General features: G+C 62.9%; 14 protein-coding genes. 9 read left to right on the top strand and 5 right to left on the bottom strand.

Translation table 11 applies throughout. The annotated features are described in order from the left end of the window. Nucleotides 1-59 precede the first annotated feature (59 nt). The 7 genes from ABWL43_RS05165 to ABWL43_RS05135 all read left to right on the top strand — a co-directional run bounded on the left by ABWL43_RS05165 (nucleotide 60) and on the right by ABWL43_RS05135 (nucleotide 7,198). The gene (locus ABWL43_RS05165) at nucleotides 60-683 is read left to right on the top strand and encodes a DUF1120 domain-containing protein (RefSeq protein ID WP_404487009.1); all 624 of its coding nucleotides are present in this window, start codon (nucleotides 60-62) and stop codon (nucleotides 681-683) included. A gap of 140 nt (nucleotides 684-823) precedes the next feature. Then, nucleotides 824-1,450: a DUF1120 domain-containing protein gene (locus ABWL43_RS05160; RefSeq protein ID WP_404487007.1), complete on the top strand. Its 627-nt coding sequence runs from the start codon at nucleotides 824-826 to the stop codon at nucleotides 1,448-1,450. 28 nt (nucleotides 1,451-1,478) lie between these two features. After that, nucleotides 1,479-2,177 carry a fimbria/pilus chaperone family protein gene (locus ABWL43_RS05155; RefSeq protein ID WP_404488371.1) on the top strand — a complete coding sequence of 233 codons (699 nt, stop codon included), beginning with the start codon at nucleotides 1,479-1,481 and terminating at the stop codon, nucleotides 2,175-2,177. Nucleotides 2,178-2,303: 126 nt separating this feature from the next. Next, complete coding sequence (locus ABWL43_RS05150) at nucleotides 2,304-4,751, top strand: fimbria/pilus outer membrane usher protein (protein ID WP_404487005.1); 2,448 nt, start codon at nucleotides 2,304-2,306, stop codon at nucleotides 4,749-4,751. A gap of 8 nt (nucleotides 4,752-4,759) precedes the next feature. Next, nucleotides 4,760-5,881, top strand: coding sequence for a DUF1120 domain-containing protein (locus tag ABWL43_RS05145; protein WP_262210616.1), 1,122 nt, complete (start codon nucleotides 4,760-4,762; stop codon nucleotides 5,879-5,881). 17 nt (nucleotides 5,882-5,898) lie between these two features. Continuing rightward, nucleotides 5,899-6,543, top strand: a complete 645-nt coding sequence (locus ABWL43_RS05140) for a DUF1120 domain-containing protein (RefSeq protein WP_262210618.1) — start codon at nucleotides 5,899-5,901, stop codon at nucleotides 6,541-6,543. Between the two features lie 34 nt (nucleotides 6,544-6,577). Continuing rightward, entirely contained in the window at nucleotides 6,578-7,198 is a 621-nt protein-coding gene (locus tag ABWL43_RS05135; RefSeq protein ID WP_145161300.1) for a DUF1120 domain-containing protein, read from the top strand. 82 nt (nucleotides 7,199-7,280) lie between these two features. On the opposite strand, the gene ABWL43_RS05130 is transcribed toward ABWL43_RS05135, so the two are convergent. Both ABWL43_RS05130 and ABWL43_RS05125 read right to left on the bottom strand, forming a co-directional pair. Then, nucleotides 7,281-8,546, bottom strand: coding sequence for a CynX/NimT family MFS transporter (locus tag ABWL43_RS05130; RefSeq protein ID WP_145161298.1), 1,266 nt, complete (start codon nucleotides 8,544-8,546; stop codon nucleotides 7,281-7,283). Beyond that, the gene (locus ABWL43_RS05125; protein WP_404487001.1) at nucleotides 8,536-9,195 is read right to left on the bottom strand and encodes a FadR/GntR family transcriptional regulator; all 660 of its coding nucleotides are present in this window, start codon (nucleotides 9,193-9,195) and stop codon (nucleotides 8,536-8,538) included. The genes ABWL43_RS05130 and ABWL43_RS05125 overlap by 11 nt, the downstream gene beginning before the upstream one ends. Before the next feature lie 159 nt (nucleotides 9,196-9,354). Here ABWL43_RS05125 and ABWL43_RS05120 point away from each other — a divergent pair, with 159 nt between their 5' ends. Further along, nucleotides 9,355-9,666 (top strand): type II toxin-antitoxin system MqsR family toxin, encoded by a 312-nt coding sequence (locus ABWL43_RS05120; protein ID WP_145161294.1) that lies wholly within the window; start codon nucleotides 9,355-9,357, stop codon nucleotides 9,664-9,666. Beyond that, nucleotides 9,663-10,151 carry a type II toxin-antitoxin system MqsA family antitoxin gene (locus ABWL43_RS05115; RefSeq protein ID WP_262210622.1) on the top strand — a complete coding sequence of 163 codons (489 nt, stop codon included), beginning with the start codon at nucleotides 9,663-9,665 and terminating at the stop codon, nucleotides 10,149-10,151. The genes ABWL43_RS05120 and ABWL43_RS05115 overlap by 4 nt, the downstream gene beginning before the upstream one ends. Before the next feature lie 52 nt (nucleotides 10,152-10,203). Here ABWL43_RS05115 and ABWL43_RS05110 read toward each other — a convergent pair whose 3' ends face one another. The 3 genes from ABWL43_RS05110 to ABWL43_RS05100 are packed head-to-tail and all read right to left on the bottom strand — an operon-like array spanning nucleotide 10,204 to nucleotide 13,269. Further along, nucleotides 10,204-10,968, bottom strand: coding sequence for an amino acid ABC transporter ATP-binding protein (locus ABWL43_RS05110; protein WP_003171943.1), 765 nt, complete (start codon nucleotides 10,966-10,968; stop codon nucleotides 10,204-10,206). 11 nt (nucleotides 10,969-10,979) lie between these two features. Beyond that, nucleotides 10,980-12,077 (bottom strand): amino acid ABC transporter permease, encoded by a 1,098-nt coding sequence (locus tag ABWL43_RS05105; protein ID WP_145161290.1) that lies wholly within the window; start codon nucleotides 12,075-12,077, stop codon nucleotides 10,980-10,982. 10 nt (nucleotides 12,078-12,087) lie between these two features. Then, nucleotides 12,088-13,269, bottom strand: a complete 1,182-nt coding sequence (locus tag ABWL43_RS05100; RefSeq protein WP_369300945.1) for an amino acid ABC transporter permease — start codon at nucleotides 13,267-13,269, stop codon at nucleotides 12,088-12,090. Nucleotides 13,270-13,301: the final 32 nt, after the last annotated feature.

Raw genomic sequence — 13,301 nt, 5'->3', positions numbered from 1 at the left:
CCCGATGCCATGACGCATCGGATCAGCCTCGCGCGCATCGCCCTACTTGGAGGTTTTACATGAACCATCGCACCCTCGCCCCAGTGTTCACGGCGCTGATGGCCGTCATTCCCCAGGCATTTGCCTCCAGCGCCACTGACCTTAGGATCACCGGCCTGATCACGCCCAGCGCCTGCATGCCCAACCTGTCCAGTGGTGGCGTCGTCGATCATGGCAGGTTGACGGTGAAGGACCTCGATCCCCAACTGCCTACCCGCCTGGAGACCGTCAACCTGCAATTGGAGGTCACCTGCGAGGCAGAAACCCTGTTCACCCTGACCACCGTCGACAACCGCTCCGGCACATCAGCCATCCACCCGGCGAGCCATGGCCTGGGCAGGGTCAATGACGACCAGATGCTGGGCAGCGTGGCGTTCAGCGTACTGGATGCGGTCGCCGACAACGTGCCGGTGCGCACCCTCTTATCCAGCAACGGCGGTGCCGACTGGCGTCCTTCGACGTACCTGGGCCATGCCGGGCTGACCGCTTTCGCCGCCGCCGACAACCTTAACGCCCCGATCGCCGTGAAGGTGTTGACCGCCCGACTCAGCGCCTTCACCACCCTGGTAAAAGGCACCGACCTGAACCTGGTGGATGAAATGCCCATCGATGGTCATGCCACGCTGCAAGTGAAGTACTGGTAAGCCCGACCTTGCGTGGGCGGCGTGATTGCCCCCACCAGCAGGATGACGTTACCCACGAAGTGGCCATCGATGGCGATGCCACCGTTGAAGTGCTGTACCTGTAACTGGCGGCACCCACCCCCCACTGTGATAACGACGCAATGAACCCATCGACCATCACCCGGGCGCTCACGCTGTTCGCCTTGCACCTGACGCCGGCCTTCGCCGCCTCAACCGTGGACCTGAGCGTTACCGGCCGGATCACACCCCAAGCGTGCACCGTGTCGCTGTCCGACAGCGGCCTGATCGATTACGGCAAGATCCCGGCGCGCACCTTGAGACCGAGTGAATTCACGTCACTGCCCAGCCGGCAAATGGGCCTGAGCATCAACTGTGAAGGGCCGACGCTGTTTGCACTGGTGGGTATCGACAATCAGCCGGACTCCTCTGTGAAACCCGACGTTCTGTACGGCTTGGGCATGAACGTTCATGCGCCGAGCGAACGCCTGGGGTCGGTGGGTTTGTCATTGCGCGGGCCGGTGGGCGACGGCGGCGCCCTGAAGGTGATCAGCTCCGCGGACGGCGGGAGCACCTGGCACCCCGAGCCCAATGCACATCCCAGGCACGCCATGGGTTTTGCCCACCTCGACACGCTGGTGCCCATCCCCATCAGGCAACTGGTCGCCAGCCTGCGGGTGGACACCGCCATCAGCCCGGCCAATAGCCTGACGCTGAAGCAAGAAGTGCCTTTGCAAGGTTCGATCACCCTGGACCTCAAGTACCTGTAACCCTTAGTGAATGAGTCCTCAGATGACGATGCATGTTTCCTGGATACGCGCCGGTTGTGCCGGCCTCGCTTTATGGTGCTCTGCCGCGGCGCTGGCCGACGGTATGGTGCCGGACACCTCGGTGGTCATCGTGCACGAGGCGGACGGCGAAGCGGCCGTGTCCGTGACCAATACCGACAGCAAACTGGCCCTGTTGCACGTGACCCTCGAAGACATCCCCGAAGACCAGGCCACCTTGCTGTTCGTCACTCCGCCGCTGTCGCGGGTGGAGCCCGGCAAGCGTCAGCTGGTGCGGTTCATCTTGCAAGCGGACGAGCCGTTGCAGACCCAACGGCTCAAACGGGTGGTCTTCGAAGGCATGCCCCAGCAACGTACCGGCGCCGAGGCCGCGCGTGCCCAAGTGGGCGTCACGGTGCGCCAGAACCTGCCGGTGATCCTGCATCCCAAGGGGCTGGCACCCAACCGTGAGCCGTGGCTGGGCCTGACCTGGCACCTGGACGGCGACCGGCTCAGCGTGCGCAACCCCACACCGTACGTGGTGCGCCTTGCGCAGGCGGTGCGGCTGTTGCCCGGCAACGGCTCGACCTTGCTGCCGCGCACGTACGTACTGCCGGGAGAAACCCTGACGGTCGCGGCCCAGGGTACGGGGGCGACGTCAGTGCGCCTGCAGCCGGCCACGGTGTATGGCTTTGCTGTCGCGCCCTACGAGGCGCCCATCACGCCTTGATCCCACCGCGTCGACCTGCGGCGACGCCTCTATAAAACGAAGTGACCTCCTGCGAAGGTCACCGGGAAGACCGCCTGGCGCGTCCGAAACCCTCGCCTCGGGCTTCCATCAAACGAGTGTAATTGTGTGAACACAGTCATGAATTACCGTGACGGCGAAGCCCTGTCCGGCGTTATGCCGCGCCCGTCACTCGTGCAACTGGGCGGCATCGCATGGGCGCTCAGCCATCTGCTGCTGGCCGAACAGGCCTGGGCAGACGACGCGCCGTCAACCGGTTCGTTCGACCACCAGACCCTGCACCAGCGTGGCATCGACCCGCACCTGGCCAGCCTGCTGCTGGACACGCCGCGCTTTACCCGCGGCCGCCACGCCGTCAACCTGGAGGTCAACGGCCAACGGCGCGGTCGGGTCGACGTCAGCTTCGATGACCACGGCGCATTGTGCTTTGACGCCGCCTTGTTGCAAGCCGGTCAGCTGGTCGCACCGCCACGCCGCGTTGACGCCTGCCACGCCTTCGTCGAGCACTACCCCCAGACGGTGATCGAATCCGACCCGGCCAGCCTGGCTCTGTCGCTGGTAGTGCCCACGCAGGCGTTGCGCGTTGCGCCACAGGACGTTTCCGGCTACAGCACCGGCGGTTTCGCAGCCTTGCTCAACTACGATGTGACCGGCCTGCACAACGTGTTCGGCGACAGCAGCAGCCGGTTTGGCTCGGCCAATACCGAAGTCGGCTTTAACGCCGGCGACTGGATCGTGCGCAGCCGCCAGGTACAGACCTGGCAGGATGGCGCCTCGCGCAGCAACCACCTGGACGCCTACGCCCAACGGACCTTCGCCCGCCAGCAGGCGGTATTGCAGGCCGGGCAGATCAACCTCTACAACCCGGTGCTGGCGGGAGCCCCGATCACCGGCGTGCAAGTGCTCACCGAGCAGGCGCTGCAAGACCAGGATCAGGGCGCGACGATCGATGGCATCGCCAACGGCCCGGCCCAGGTAGAGGTGCGGCAAAACGGTGCGTTGGTTCACTCCACAGTGGTTCCCGCGGGGCCGTTTTCCCTGAGCCATGTGCCGCGCCTGAACGGGCGCTCCGATGTGGAAGTGACGGTCAAGGAAGCCTCCGGCGAAGAACGGCGTTTCAGCGTGCCGGCGGCGATGCTGGGCCTGGGTCTGCCGGCACCGGGTTACGCCGTGGCCGCAGGCACGGTGCGCAACATCGGCGACAGCAATGGCGCCGAACCCTGGGTGGTCAGCGCCGGGTGGACGGCTGCAGTCCACCCACTGATCACTCTTGGCAGCGGCCTGCTGGCGGCCGAAGACTATCGCTCGGCCGGTGCCAACCTGGGTGTGCTGCCCTGGCAGAACAGCCAGTTGCAAGGGGCTGTGGTGGTCGCCGAGGCAACCCGCCAGGCGCAAGCGCGCGGCGTGCAGGTGGACCTCTCGTGGTCTCAGCAAATGGGTGAACGCTGGGCCATCAGCGCCGCCAATGCCTGGCGCAGCGAGGGCTATCGCGACCTCACCGAATCGACCTACACCGCCCATACCCGCGAGCAGCAGCGCTCACGCTACCGCGATCAGCAAAGCGCCACAGTCTCCTGGGCGCATCCATGGCTGGGAGCATTCAGCCTCGGCGTGTCGCGCGCCGCCTCCTTTGCCGGCGACAGCAGCAGCCGGGCACTGGCGTCGTGGGGCACGCAAGTGGGCGGCGTATCGCTGTCCGCCACCGCCGAATGGCAGATGGGCGGCCGCCGTTACAACGATGACAGCCTGTACCTGAACCTCAGCCTGCCCCTGGGCGAGAACCGTCGAGGCCGCACCTGGGTGCGTAACTCCGGGGGCGAGCACCGCATCGGCATCGGCCTCAACGAACCGCTCAACGACCAACTGGCCTATCGGCTGGGCATTGAACATGACAGCCGCGACCGCGAGGTCGAGTCGTCCCTCGGGGTTTCGGCCCTGCCGTTCTACAGCCAGCTGGACTTCAACTACAGCCGCTCCAGCGACGCGCGTTCCAGCTACCAGGGCGGCGCGCGCGGCGGTGTGGTGGTGCATGGCGACGGCGTGACCTTGTCGCCCTACCCGGTGCGCGACACGTTTGCGCTGCTGGCGGTGGGCCAGATGTCCGGCGTCAAAGTCAGTACGCCAAGCGGCCCGGTGTGGACCGACTGGCAAGGCCAGGCCGTGGTGCCGCAGATCAGCGCCTATGGCCGTAGCCCGGTGGAAGTGCAGACGCGCTCGTTGCCGCGCAATGCCGACATCAGCAATGGCCTGGCCGTGGTGTCGGCAGGGCGCGGCGCCGTCGACCGGCTTGAGTTCGGCGTCGCCCTGACACGTCGGGCCTTGCTGACCCTTGACCGGCCGGTGCCACGTGGCGCGACGGTCACCACCGACGGCGGCGAGTTCGTCACGCTGGTGCAGGAGGGCAACCAGGTATTCCTGCCCAATGTGCTCGACCCTCGCCCGCTATGGATCAAGGGCCCTGGGCAGCCGCGTTGCGCCCTGCGTTTTGAGCTGCCGCAAAAGGCCGACCCCGACGTGTATTTCGAAACCGCACCCGCCCGTTGCCTGACCCTGTGAGGACTCTCGTGAAACGTCATTACTGCCTCGCCGCCCTGCTACTGACGGGCACCGCCCAGGCCCAGAACGATTGCCGACTGGACGTGAGTGAGTCGCTGCTGGATTTTGGCTCGATTCGTCGCACCATTGACCCGGCACACGGCCCTGAACGACTGCTGGGTGAACGGCGCCTGAGCATGACCCTGGACTGCCCGCAGACCAGCGACCTCAGCGTGTTCTACCGCGGCCTGGCCGCCAGCGCCGAGCGTTTGCGCTTCACCCAGGGCGGCAGCTACCGCGTGCACGTACACGGTGGCCTGCTGGACGGCCGCGCTGTAGCGCTGGGTTTGCTGGCGGCCAGCGGCCAGCCGCCGATTGCCAGCGCCCAGTCCCTGGACTGGCGCCCCGAGCATGGCATGGTACCGATGCTCAACGGCCTGCCCGCGCATGGCCGCAGTTTCTCCCTGCAACTGGCAGTCAGTGCCTATGCCGAGGAGCGCGCGACGCCTGTGCGCGATGCTGTCACCTGGGACACCACCGGACGGATCGAGGCTGCCGCCTCCGGGCGCTCGCAGGCGCTGCGCCTGCAAGCGCACTTTGCGCCGGCGGCCTGCACGCCCGGGCTGTCCAACGGGGGGACGGTGAGCTTTGGCAAGCTGTCGATCAACGACTTGAGCCACGATCAGGACACACGCCTGCCGGCCCGGCCGCTGACGCTCACGGTGGCCTGTGACGGGCCGACCCCGTTTGCCCTGGTCATGAAAGACAACCGCGACGGCTCCGCCACCGGCGGCCTGGATGAAACCGCCTATGGCTTGGGCGTGGATACACGCGGGCAGAAAATCGGGCGCTACTACCTGACGGTCGACCCTGCCCAGGTCAGCGCCGACAGCTTCTCCCAGGTGTATCGCACCGACTCCACCACGGGCGGCTCGGCCTGGAGCATTGCCAACAGCAGTCCCATCGACGTTGGCGCACGCAGCCTTCTGGGGTTTACCCCGGCGGCCGGCAGCACCCAGGGCCCCGAGGCCCTGCAAAACCTGAGCGCTTTACTGAGCCTGCAGGCATTTGTTGCACCACTCGACAGCCTGGACCTGAGCACTGAGGTTCGGCTCGACGGTTCGGCCACGCTCGAAATCACCTACCTGTAAGCGCTCCCGGACCCCTCATGACCCTTCGATATCTGATTCTCGCGCCCTTTATCTTCTTCAACCCGCTGAGCCTCGCCGCTTCCAGCGTAGAGCTGAGGGTCGATGGGCTGATTACGCCGATGGCCTGCACGCCAACCCTGTCAGCCGCAGGGTTGGTCGACTTCGGCAAAATCTCCCAGCAAGACCTTAACCTCACAACCGGCACACGGCTGCCGCTCAAGTCCCTGAACCTGACCGTCACGTGCAACGGCGCCGCCCGCTACGCCTTGCGCATGCGCGACAACCGCGACGGCACGGCGCACGTCAACAGCGAGATTTACTATGGGTTGGGCCTGGACGGCAGCGGCAACAAGGTCGGTGTGTACTCGGTCAAGTTCGACCCCAAGCAGACCGTGGCCGATGCCGTGCCGTACATCTACGGCACCGAGTCCACCACCGGCGGCGTGGCCTGGCGCACCTCCAACCGCAACCCAATCGACATCGGCGCCAAAAGCCTGCTGGGTTTTACCGATTTGGAAGGCAGCACCGCGGGCCCCTCCGGCATCCAGACCCTGAACAGCACACTGACCCTGGAAGCAGTGATCAACGCCAAGCAGAACCTGGACTTGAGCACCGACATTCGCATGGATGGCTCCGCCACCCTGGAAGTGACTTATCTGTAACACCACCTTTTTCAACCCTAGGAGTACCCGCTAAATGAACAAGCTTTTCCCTGTCTTGACCACTGCGCTATTACTGGCCACTTCCACAGGCGCTTCGGCGGCATCCACTGCCGAGCTGACCGTCAAGGGCCTGATCACGCCCAGCGCGTGCACGCCGAGCCTGTCCAATGGTGGGGTGATCGACCACGGCAAGATTTCCGCCAAGGACCTGAACCCGGCCAAATACACCATCATCGGCAACCATACGCTGAGCCTGACCGTCACCTGTGAGGCCGCAACGGCATTCGCCCTGTATGGCGTGGATAACCGCGTCGGCTCAACCGACAACCCCAGCGACTACGGCCTGGGCTTGATCAATGGCGATCAGAAGCTTGGGCATTACGTTTTGATGCTGAGTAACCCGCTCGCCGACAATGTGCCGGTGCAGACCATTGGCTCCACTGACCAGGGAAGTTCGTGGAACAAGGAAAGGTTCCTCGATCCGGGCCTGTACATGTCCATCGCCGCCATGAACGACGCCAGCCAACCGCTGCCGACCAAAGACCTGGTCGCCGACCTGGAGGTGCAAACCCTCATCAACCGCACCGACGGGATGGACCTGAGTAACGAAGTGCCCATCGACGGTTCGGCCACCCTGGAAATGCGGTACCTGTAACGCCTGAAAAGCGCAGGGCTTGGGTAGCGCCCAAGCTTGCCTGGCACGGGAGCAGGTTTACTGCTCCTCACCTGCCATCTCGCTATACCTTCTCGCTGCGCACGCCCACGTACACCGCACGGCCCGCGCCCAACCCGGCGACGATGGCGCCCACGCCGATCACGGCAAAGATCCAGCCTACGGCCGTCCAGCCGCCCGTCCAGTCATGCACCAGCCCAACCGCGAACGGCCCGAGGGATGCCAGGGTGTAGCCAAAACCCTGGGCCATGCTCGACAGGTTGGCCGCGACATGTGAGTCGCGCGAGCGCAGCACGATCAAGGTCAGCGCCAGGCTGAAAGTGCCTCCCTGGCCGAGGCCCAGCAGGATCGCCCAGCCCCACAGGCCATCAAGGGGCGCGTACAGGCAGCCGAACAAGCCGCCGAGTGTCAACAGCATCACCACCACAATCGCCAGCCGCTGGTCCTTGCCGCGCGTGGCCAGCCAAGGTGCGGCGAGGGAACTGGCCAACTGCACGATGACCGAGCCGGACAGCACCAGGCCCGCCTGGGTCGCGCTAAGGCCGCGGCCGATCAGAATCGATGGCAACCAACCGAACACGATATAGGCCAGCGACGATTGCAGGCCCATGTACACCGTTACCTGCCAGGCCAGCGGATCCCGCAGCAGCCCCTTCACGCGATACGCAACTTGATGGGCACCATGTTTTTGCCCGACCTGTGGCAACCAGAACGCCGCCGCCACCAGCGCTGGCAGAATCCAGAAGCCCAGGCCGATGCTCCAGCTGTCACAGAAATGCTTGCTCAGCGGCACCGTCGAGCCGGCAGCCAATGCGGCGCCCAGGCACAGCGCCATGGTGTACACGCCGGTCATGGTGCCGGCCTGTTTGGCGAAATCACGCTTGACGATGCCCGGCAGCAGCACGCCGATGATGCCGATACTTGCACCGGCAATCAGGCTACCGGCGAACAGCCCGACCTCGCCGAGGGCACTGCGCAAAATGATCCCGGCAGCCAACGTCAGCAGAATCCCCAGCACCACGCGCTCAGCACCGAAGCGCCGCGCCAGGATCGGCGCCATCGGTGCGAACAGGCCCAGGCACAGCACCGGCAAGGTGGTCAGCAAACCGGCCTTGGCTGCCGACAACCCCAGGCTCCGGGAGACTTCAGCCAGCAGCGGCGACATGCTCGACAATGCCGGGCGCAGGTTCAGTGCCACCAGAATCAGGCCCAGCAGTAACAGCCACGGCCGCGCGACGACCGGCGGGGTGTGCTGCACCACGTCATCATCGGCTTCGGCGTCGATTAATAATTCTTCGAGTTCAGTCGGGCGTTTGGTTTCAAGGTTCATTGATCAACTGCCGGCAGAGGGATTTGGCGCGTTCCGGATCTTGCTGTTCCACGGCGTCGAGCAAGGCGATATGCAGGTCAAACACGGCCTGACGACGCGGTGAGATGTTCAGGGTCTGGCGTAACTGGGCGGCGACGATGGCAGAGAAGTACTGGTACAGCTCGCTCAGTGCCGGGTTGTGCGCCGCGTCCACCAAGTGTTTGTGGAACACCAGGTCGGCGCTGATATAAGCCTCCAGGTCGCCGTGGTACAGCTCGGCGCTGGCCTTGAGGGCGTCGCGCAACGCACTCAGATCGGTCTCGGTACGGCGCAACGCCGCGAGCCCGATGGCCTCCACTTCGAGAATCTGCCGGGTCTCCTGCGCCTGCTCCAGGGTGCAATGGGACAACGCCCGCATTGCGCCCAGCGGGTCGGTCATCGAGCGCAAATAACTGCCGTCGCCCTGGCGAATTTCGATCAAGCCGCAAAACGCCAATACACGCATGGCCTCGCGCACGGTATTGCGGCTGATGCCCAGCTCGGCGGACAGCTCAGGCTCGGTGGGCAGGCGCTCGCCGATGGCCCATTTGCCTTCAGTGATGCGTCGACGCAGTTGCTCCAGGGCTTGGTCAACCAGGGAACGTTTGATCAGAGGGGCGATGTCTGTCATGGATTTTGCGCTTTCGTCCAATCATAGGATGAATTTTCCTACAGCCTATTCAGACTTGCCTACAAAGGCAACGCACTAGGGTTCGTAAGCGGCAAAAAGAACTGAATTTTCGATTAGTAAAATTACCCATATAGGGTAATTATTGGACTCAGGTGTCTTATGGAAAAGTACACACCTCATTACGATCTGGCGGTGATAAAGGCGGATGTGAGGCGGCTTGGTGCCAAGGCTTTCACACGGGCGGCAAAGAGAACCGCAGAGGCTCTCGACCTTGATCTCACTGAGATGCAAGCGATCGTTTTCAAACTGCACAACAGGATGTTGTACAAATCGATGACCACCTATGCCGATCACCGCGTCTGGCATGACGTCTACCACATCCATTCACATGGTCTGGAGATTTACATCAAGGTCACTTACTGCTCCGGCAGTAACCCACCGGTGATCTCCTTCAAAGGGATGAACCCATGAACACCCAACATTGCTATATCTGTGGCGCCCCCGACGCCATGACACGCTTTGAAGGCCGCAGCGAAACCCTGTGCATAAAAGGTATGGAGCGGCGCATTGATGATCTCTCGGGCTGGGAATGCCAGGTGTGCGAAGACGGCATGTATGACCCCGATAGTTGCGAACGCCATGCCAAGGCCGGTGATGATCTGCTCCACGCCGCCCGGCGCATGATGGGCGCCGAATTAAAGCGTATCCGCCGCAAGCTGCACCTCACGCAAAAACAAACCGTAGCGGTGCTTTCCGGTGGCGGGCACAACGCACTCTCACGCTACGAACGCGGCGAAATTACGCCGCCAAAACCGTTGATGGTGCTGATGCGCCTGCTGGATCGTTACCCCCACTTGCTCACCGACGCCACCGAACTGGCCGAAGGCGCAGACCTGCGCAACGCCTTCACTTACAGCCTCAACAACGAAACGCGGGAAGCCCTCAAGGCCTCCTAGACAGGCAAAAATAAACCCGGCACCAGGCCGGGTTTATCGTTTCAAACATCGATCAATGCAAAATCTGGCTCAAGAACAACTTGGTCCGGTCATTCTGCGGGTTGTCGAAGAAGTCATTCGGCGCCGCCTGTTCGACGATCTCGCCCTTGTCCATGAAGATCACGCGATTGGCCACGGTGCGCGCAAAGCCCATTTCGTGGGTTACGCACAACATGGTCATGCCGTCTTCGGCCAGGCCGATCATGGTGTCCAGCACCTCTTTCACCATTTCCGGATCGAGTGCCGAGGTCGGCTCATCGAACAGCATGATTTTCGGCTTCATGCACAGCGCACGGGCAATCGCCACGCGCTGTTGCTGGCCGCCGGACAGTTGCCCCGGAAACTTGTGGGCCTGCTCCGGAATGCGCACGCGCTCCAGGTAATGCATGGCAATTTCTTCAGCCTTGCGCTTGGGCATCTTGCGCACCCACATCGGCGCCAGCGTGCAGTTCTGCAGGATGGTCAGGTGCGGGAACAGGTTGAAGTGCTGGAACACCATGCCGACTTCGCGGCGGATCGCTTCGATCTGCTTGAGGTCGTTGGTCAGCTCCACGCCATCGACCACGATGCGCCCTTGCTGATGCTCTTCCAGACGGTTGAGGCAGCGGATGGTGGTGGACTTGCCCGAACCCGACGGGCCGCACAGCACGATACGCTCGCCCTGCTTGACGTTGAGGTTGATGTCTTTCAACACATGGAACTGGCCGTACCACTTGTTGACGCCCTGCATCTGGATAATGCCTTCAGGGCTCACAGGCTGTTTGATCGCTTCGCTCATAACAACAACTCCTAACGCTTGTGGCCTGTGTCGAGCTTGTGTTCCAAATGAATGGAATAGCGCGACATACCAAAACAGAAAATCCAGAACACCAGGGCGGCGAACACGTAGCCTTCAGTGGCCATGCCCAACCATTTCGGGTCGGCGGCAGCTTGCTTGACGCTGTTGAGCAGGTCGAACAGGCCGATGATGATCACAAGGCTGGTGTCCTTGAACAGCGCAATAAACGTGTTGACGATACCGGGAATCACCAGCTTCAAGGCCTGCGGCAAAATCACCAGGCCCATGCTGCGCCAGTAACCCAGGCCCATCGCCGCAGCGGCTTCGTACTGCCCCTTGGGAATCGCCTGCAAACCACCCCGCACCACTTCCGCCACGTAGGCCGACTGGAACAGGATCACGCCGATCAGCGCCCGCAGCAGTTTGTCGATGCCCATGCCTTCGGGCAGGAACAGCGGCAGCATCACCGAGGACATGAACAGCACAGTGATCAACGGCACGCCGCGCCAGAACTCGATGAAGGTCACGCAGACCACTCGAATCGCCGGCATGTTCGAACGCCGCCCCAATGCCAGCACAATGCCCAGCGGCAAGGCGCCGGCAATACCGACCGTGGCGATGACCAGGGTCAGCATCAGGCCGCCCCACTGGCTGGTGGCCACGTTGGTCAGGCCGAAGACGCCGCCGTGCAGCAGGAAGTACGCAATGATCGGGTAAAGCACCAGAAAGCTCAGGCCGTAGACCGCCTTGCGTTGAAAACGCGAGATGAACAACGGCGCCACGCCTACGATGGCCAGCCACACGGTCAGGTCCACGCGCCAGCGCAGGTCGCCGGGGTAGTAGCCGTACATGAACTGCCCGAAGCGCTGTTGGATAAACACCCAGCAGGCGCCCTCTTTGGTGCAGTCGGCGCGCGTGGTCCCGACCCAGTTCGCGTCAAGAATGGCCCAGTGCAGGATCGGCGGCACGATCAGGTAGATCAGGTAAAACGCCAACAAGGTCAGCAAGGTGTTCAGCCAGCTGGAAAACAGGTTGGCGCGCATCCATGCCATCGGCCCGAAGACTTTGTTCGGCGGCGGCATATCAGGTTTGAAAGTATGCGAAGTCATGTGCGTTTCCTCACCGCTCGATCAGCGCAATGCGCTTGTTGTACCAGTTCATCAGCAGGGAAATGCTGATGCTGATCGCCAGGTACACGCTCATGGTGATGGCAATAACCTCGATGGCCTGGCCGGTCTGGTTGAGCACCGTACCGGCAAACAGCGACACCATTTCCGGGTAGCCGATACCGGCGGCCAACGACGAGTTCTTCGCCAGGTTCAGGTATTGGCTGGTCAGCGGCGGAATGATCACCCGCAGGGCTTGCGGGATGATGACCTTGCGCAGCGTCGGCCCAGGGCGCAGGCCCAGGGAGCGCGCGGCTTCGGTCTGGCCGTGGCTGACGGACTTGATGCCCGAACGCACGATCTCGGCAATAAACGCGGCCGTGTAGACGGTAAGCGCCAGGGTCAATGCCAGCAGTTCGGGGATCAGTACCCAACCGCCCACGAAGTTGAAGCCTTGCAGCGTGGGCATTTCCCAGTGCAGTGGCGCGCCGAAGATCAGGGCGCACAGCGTCGGGATCAGAATGAACAACGCCAGACCCGCCCAGAACTTATGGAAGGGAACGCCGGTGGCTTCAAAGCGCTTGTTGGCCCAGCGAGCCATCAGCACGATAGCCACAATGGCGACGACGACACTGACCACAAACGGCCAGAAACCGTCGGCGGCAATCGCTGCCGGCATGTTCAGGCCACGGCTGCTGACAAAGAACGTGTCACCAAAGTTATGGCTGTTGCGCGGCCCCGGCATGGTCAGGAACACCGCGAAGTACCAGAACAGGATCTGCAGCAGCGGTGGGATGTTGCGGAATACTTCCACATACACCGTCGCCAGTTTGTTGATCATCCAGTTGGGCGACAAACGCGCCACGCCGATGATAAAGCCGAGCAGGGTCGCCAGGACCACACCGATCACGGTCACCAGCAAGGTGTTGAGCAGGCCGATCACAAAGACGCGGGCATAGCTGTCCGATTCGGTGTAGTCGATCAAGTGCTGAGCGATGCCGAAGCCGGCACTGCGCTCAAGAAAGTCGAACCCCGAGGTAATGCCCCGGTGTTGAAGGTTGGTCTGCGTATTGTTGAAGAGGTACCAGCCCAGCGCGACGACCGCCACAATCGTGATGATCTGGAAGAGCCACGCACGCACTTTAGGGTCGCTGAAGCTGAGCTTCTGCTTGGGTGCGCCGATTTGATTTTGCATGAAGTGCCCCGCAAATAATGGAACAGAACATC

Source organism: Pseudomonas sp. HT11, from assembly GCF_044875395.1.
Taxonomy (GTDB): Bacteria; Pseudomonadota; Gammaproteobacteria; order Pseudomonadales; family Pseudomonadaceae; genus Aquipseudomonas.
The sequence above is the reverse complement of the archived record's forward strand: the minus strand, read 5'-3'. Positions and strand labels throughout refer to the sequence as shown.

What these genes read in the sequence shown, in the direction of transcription:
- ABWL43_RS05100 (WP_369300945.1), bottom strand. Translation starts at nt 13,269, where the DNA reads ATGCAAAATCAAATCGGCGCACCCAAGCAGAAGCTCAGCTTCAGCGAC.
- ABWL43_RS05130 (WP_145161298.1), bottom strand. Translation starts at nt 8,546, where the DNA reads ATGAACCTTGAAACCAAACGCCCGACTGAACTCGAAGAATTATTAATC.
- ABWL43_RS05155 (WP_404488371.1), top strand. Translation starts at nt 1,479, where the DNA reads ATGCATGTTTCCTGGATACGCGCCGGTTGTGCCGGCCTCGCTTTATGG.
- ABWL43_RS05135 (WP_145161300.1), top strand. Translation starts at nt 6,578, where the DNA reads ATGAACAAGCTTTTCCCTGTCTTGACCACTGCGCTATTACTGGCCACT.
- ABWL43_RS05115 (WP_262210622.1), top strand. Translation starts at nt 9,663, where the DNA reads ATGAACACCCAACATTGCTATATCTGTGGCGCCCCCGACGCCATGACA.
- ABWL43_RS05120 (WP_145161294.1), top strand. Translation starts at nt 9,355, where the DNA reads ATGGAAAAGTACACACCTCATTACGATCTGGCGGTGATAAAGGCGGAT.
- ABWL43_RS05165 (WP_404487009.1), top strand. Translation starts at nt 60, where the DNA reads ATGAACCATCGCACCCTCGCCCCAGTGTTCACGGCGCTGATGGCCGTC.
- ABWL43_RS05160 (WP_404487007.1), top strand. Translation starts at nt 824, where the DNA reads ATGAACCCATCGACCATCACCCGGGCGCTCACGCTGTTCGCCTTGCAC.
- ABWL43_RS05105 (WP_145161290.1), bottom strand. Translation starts at nt 12,077, where the DNA reads ATGACTTCGCATACTTTCAAACCTGATATGCCGCCGCCGAACAAAGTC.
- ABWL43_RS05110 (WP_003171943.1), bottom strand. Translation starts at nt 10,968, where the DNA reads ATGAGCGAAGCGATCAAACAGCCTGTGAGCCCTGAAGGCATTATCCAG.
- ABWL43_RS05125 (WP_404487001.1), bottom strand. Translation starts at nt 9,195, where the DNA reads ATGACAGACATCGCCCCTCTGATCAAACGTTCCCTGGTTGACCAAGCC.
- ABWL43_RS05140 (WP_262210618.1), top strand. Translation starts at nt 5,899, where the DNA reads ATGACCCTTCGATATCTGATTCTCGCGCCCTTTATCTTCTTCAACCCG.